This window comes from Mesorhizobium sp. P5_C1 (genome assembly GCF_054049815.1).
This window is the reverse complement of the sequence record NZ_JBFULQ010000527.1, coordinates 1-3,752: the sequence shown is the minus strand read 5'-3', so window position 1 is coordinate 3,752 and position 3,752 is coordinate 1. Positions and strand designations below refer to the sequence as shown.

General features: G+C 63.7%; 1 protein-coding gene and 1 pseudogene. One reads left to right on the top strand and one right to left on the bottom strand.

Going from position 1 to position 3,752, the window contains the following annotated elements; translation table 11 throughout:
• The coding region (locus ACXJ7R_RS27210; RefSeq protein WP_457154520.1) for a DUF5801 repeats-in-toxin domain-containing protein at positions 1-2,897 on the bottom strand (2,897 nt) is incomplete at its 3' end.
• 363 nt (positions 2,898-3,260) lie between these two features.
• Here ACXJ7R_RS27210 and ACXJ7R_RS27205 point away from each other — a divergent pair.
• Positions 3,261-3,752, top strand: a pseudogene (locus ACXJ7R_RS27205) (transglutaminase-like cysteine peptidase); the annotation flags it as partial.

Genomic DNA, 3,752 nt, shown 5'->3' with positions numbered 1-3,752 from the left:
AGCGTCACATTGCCCGACGCATCGGTGCTGACCGTGAACACGATCACGCCGCCGACGCCCGCACGGCCGACCACCTGCCCAGCCTCGAGGCTCAGCACCACCGCCTGGCCGCTCGCCGTGTCGACCAGCCCCGTCGCGCCGGCATTGAAGCCCAGCGCATAGGTGGTCGTGCCGGCGCCATCGGCGCCATAGCTCGAGGTGAAGGCGCTGGCGAAGCTCGCCGTCGCATTCGTCGTCAGATCCGTCTCGTCGACGCTTAGCGACGGCAGCTTCACATCCGCCATCGCGACCGTCGGAGCATCATCGTTGAAGGTGATGGTCAGCGTGCCTGGCGCCGTCGAGCCATCGGCGTCGGTGATCACGTAGCCGAGGTTGACCGTCGCATTGTTCTCGTCGTTCGGACCCTGTGCCTGGAGCACGTTGTCGAGCAGCGTCACCGTGTAGGCGCCGGTGGCCGGATCGGTCACATGCACCGTGAACAGGTCGCCGCGTGGACCCGTCGCCGTCAGCGTGTCGCTGGCGGCGTTCCAGCTGTAGGTGACGTTCTCCTGGCCGACCGTCCCGCTGGTGCCGTCCAGCGTCGCGAACGAGAAGCCGTTGGAACCGGCGCCGTCGCCGCCGACGCTGCCGCCCAGCGTGCCGTTGTAGGTTGCTTCGCTGGCGCTGAGCGGAACCTCGCCAGCATTGGCGTCGATGTCGCCCGCCGTGCTTGCCGCATTGCCGCCGGCAAGCCCGTCATCATCGACCGTGGCCGCCGCCGTGCCGGTCGTCGGATGGTTGGCGTCGGTCACCGCAAAGCTGATGCCGGCCGTCGCCTTGTCGCCATCGCCGTCCGTCACGGTATAGGTCGCCGAGGCCGCACCGGCCCCAATGACCGGACTGTTGGCCGTGAATGAATAGCTGCCGTCGGCCTTGACCTTGATAAAGCCGTCACCGATGTCGATCGCCTGCGAGTAGCCGTCGCCGCCGAAGACCAGGGCGGTGGCGCCAATATGCGTCACCGTGGCGCCGTCGGCGCCGGCGACGAAGTCCAGCGTGCCGGTGATGGTCGCGCCTTCCAGAACATTCTGCGAAGCCTCGGTCGTGGCCGTCGGCACATCGTCGACGATGTTGACCGACAGCGTGCCGTTGACGCTCTGCGCGTCCTGGTCGGTGAGCGTGACGGTGAAATTCTCGAACAGGCTGTTGGTGCCCTGGACGGCGGGATGCGCCTCATTGTCGAGGAGCGTGTAGGTGTAGCTCACCTGACCGGTCGCGGCGTCGTAGGCCGTCACCGTCAGCGTGTTGCCCAGCGCCGTCGTGAACGAGCCCGCCGTGAACACGCCATTGGTGATGAAATTGTGGCCGTCGATCGCCAGCGAGGCGATGCCGTCGGGCGACGAAATGGCGAAGGTGCCGCCTTGTGTGGTGCTTTCCTTGGCAGTATCGGAGCCGTCCGACTCACCGGATCCACGGTTGGCCAGCAGGTCATTTTCGTTGACGACGACGTCGCCGCCACCGGCCGCCGGCGTCAGGTCGCCGATCGTCGGTGTCGAATTGCCGATCGAGATCGTCAACGTCGTGTGCGAAAGGTCTCCGTCGCCATCCTTGATCGTATAGGTGAACACGTCGTGGACGCCGCCAGGCGTGCCGGCATCGCGCACATAGGTGTAGGAGCCGTCCGCCTGCAGCATCAGCGTGCCATAGGCGCCATGGATCGGCGTGTTCAGCGTGATGCCGCTGTCCAGATCGGCATTGGTCGCGCCGGCGGCAACGCCCGCAACCTTCGCGTCATCGGCGCCCTTGGTGTCGGCGCCTGCAGCATTGCCGTCGCTGCCGGCGCCGCTGATCACATTGCCGCCAATCTGCGCGTGCGAACCCGCCGCCACCGCGTCGGTATCGGCAACTGCCGTCGGTGCGTCATCGATGATATTGATGACCAGATTGCCGGCCGGGGCCGGATTGCCATTTGCATCCGTCACCGCGACCGGGAAGCTCACATTGGTGGCGTTGCCAGCGGTGTTGTCGAGAAGCGTGTAGGTGTAGTGGATGGTGCCGATGCCGGTCGCCGCATCGAAGACATAGCTCGCCGTCAGCGAGCCCGTCGCATCGGTGAAGGTTTGATCAACCGCGCTCAACACATGGCCGCCGAGCGAGACCACCGACACACCGTCCGGCGAGGTGAAGCCGATGTTGCCCGAGGTCGTCTCCGAGGACGCGGACGCGTCCGAGCCTGCGGGCTCGCCGCCACGCGCCGGCAGGCCGGCCTCGTTGACTGTTGCCGAGCCGATGAGATCGATCGAGGGGGTGGAGTCTTCCTTTTCCGCAACGCCAATCGTCAGCTCGCGCCGGTCCAGCAACCCGAACTGCAAGTCTGTCGGGGGCAACAAGGCCGAAAGGCCGAACCCGTCACCGATGCCGCCGGGGGGGATTTCGAAATTCCCGCCTGCACTGGGTGGCGAACCGCCCGTGCCGGCCGACATGGAACCGTCGGCGCCGAAGGCAACGTCGACATGGCTTGCCTCGAGCGCGGCCAGCAACGCAACGCGCGGCACCTCGACGTCGCCGATGACGAAGGTCGGCACGTTCAAGGCGCCGTCCTTGATCACGATCACCGAGCCGTCGGCCTGCTCGAGCACAAGGTTGTGGCCGTCGACCTTGATGTTGTCGATGGAAACGTTGGACGGAAGTTTCACGATGTTGCTGGCGTCAGCCACATATTCATGGGGTGCCGCCGCTGCGGGTGCGTTCGCTGTCGCCGGCGCTTCCGGCTTGACAGGTGCTCCGCCACCAACATCGACCGGCACCGGTTCGGCCGCTGCCGGCGCGGGCTGCTGGGTCGAAGTTGCTTGTGCGACCAGGATCTCTCCCGGCGATGCCTGACCATTGTGTTCGCTGGACGCGGAATGCTCGTTCAAGGAACCCGAAGAACTGTCCAACTCATTATTGGTGATCATTGCTGAAACCCCTCCGACATTTCCCGGCAAGAGACATTGGCCACTTCTGCTTTGCAACAACCCCGCAATCTGTTTCATATACTCCGATATGCTTGCCCCAGCATTTTTTACACGTTGGTAAACCTCGAACATATAACCTGATATATGCCGGCTTCTGCGTAGCGCGCTCGGTGGAGGTTCGACACGGTCTCTCGGTAAATGGGAGTATAAAATCGAATAAAATTTTAGATAAAATAGACAAAGCCACTTGCCGTAAAGTTATCCACCTTCCTTTCCAATAATTTGAGACAAGATTGGTAGCGTCCACAGTCAAAGGTGGGCGTTATGAAAAAAGAAAAATCAGTCCTGGGAAAAACCAGGCTCAAGGTGCTCCTGCTGGCAATCGGCCTTGTTGGCCTGGCAGGACCATCGTTCGCAAATGCCGTTTCCGGGGAGGCTGCCGCTACCGGCACGCCTCTGGAACGGGTCCTGACGCCGCCCTGTCTCGGCGGTGTTTCGCTGGCAAGGCCGCAGCCGTGGCAGCCTGTGGCTCCTTACCGGATCAGCATGGTTTTGGGCAGCTACGGCCCGGCATTTGCTGATCGAGGGGATGGTTCGTCAACGGCGCGAGCTGATGCCGGGATAGATCCGGTGCAGACGGCATCGATTATTCCCGGCGTATTCGGATCGGTCGCCTTGTCCATGCGCAATTTCCCCGTCTCGGCTCGTTGGGCGCCCGTCTACCAGGCAATCACCAGTTGCTCGGCAGGCAGCGCCTGCGAGCGCAAGAGTGCGGCGTTTGCCAGCATGGTCGCCGCTGCCCAGGGCAAGGGAGGG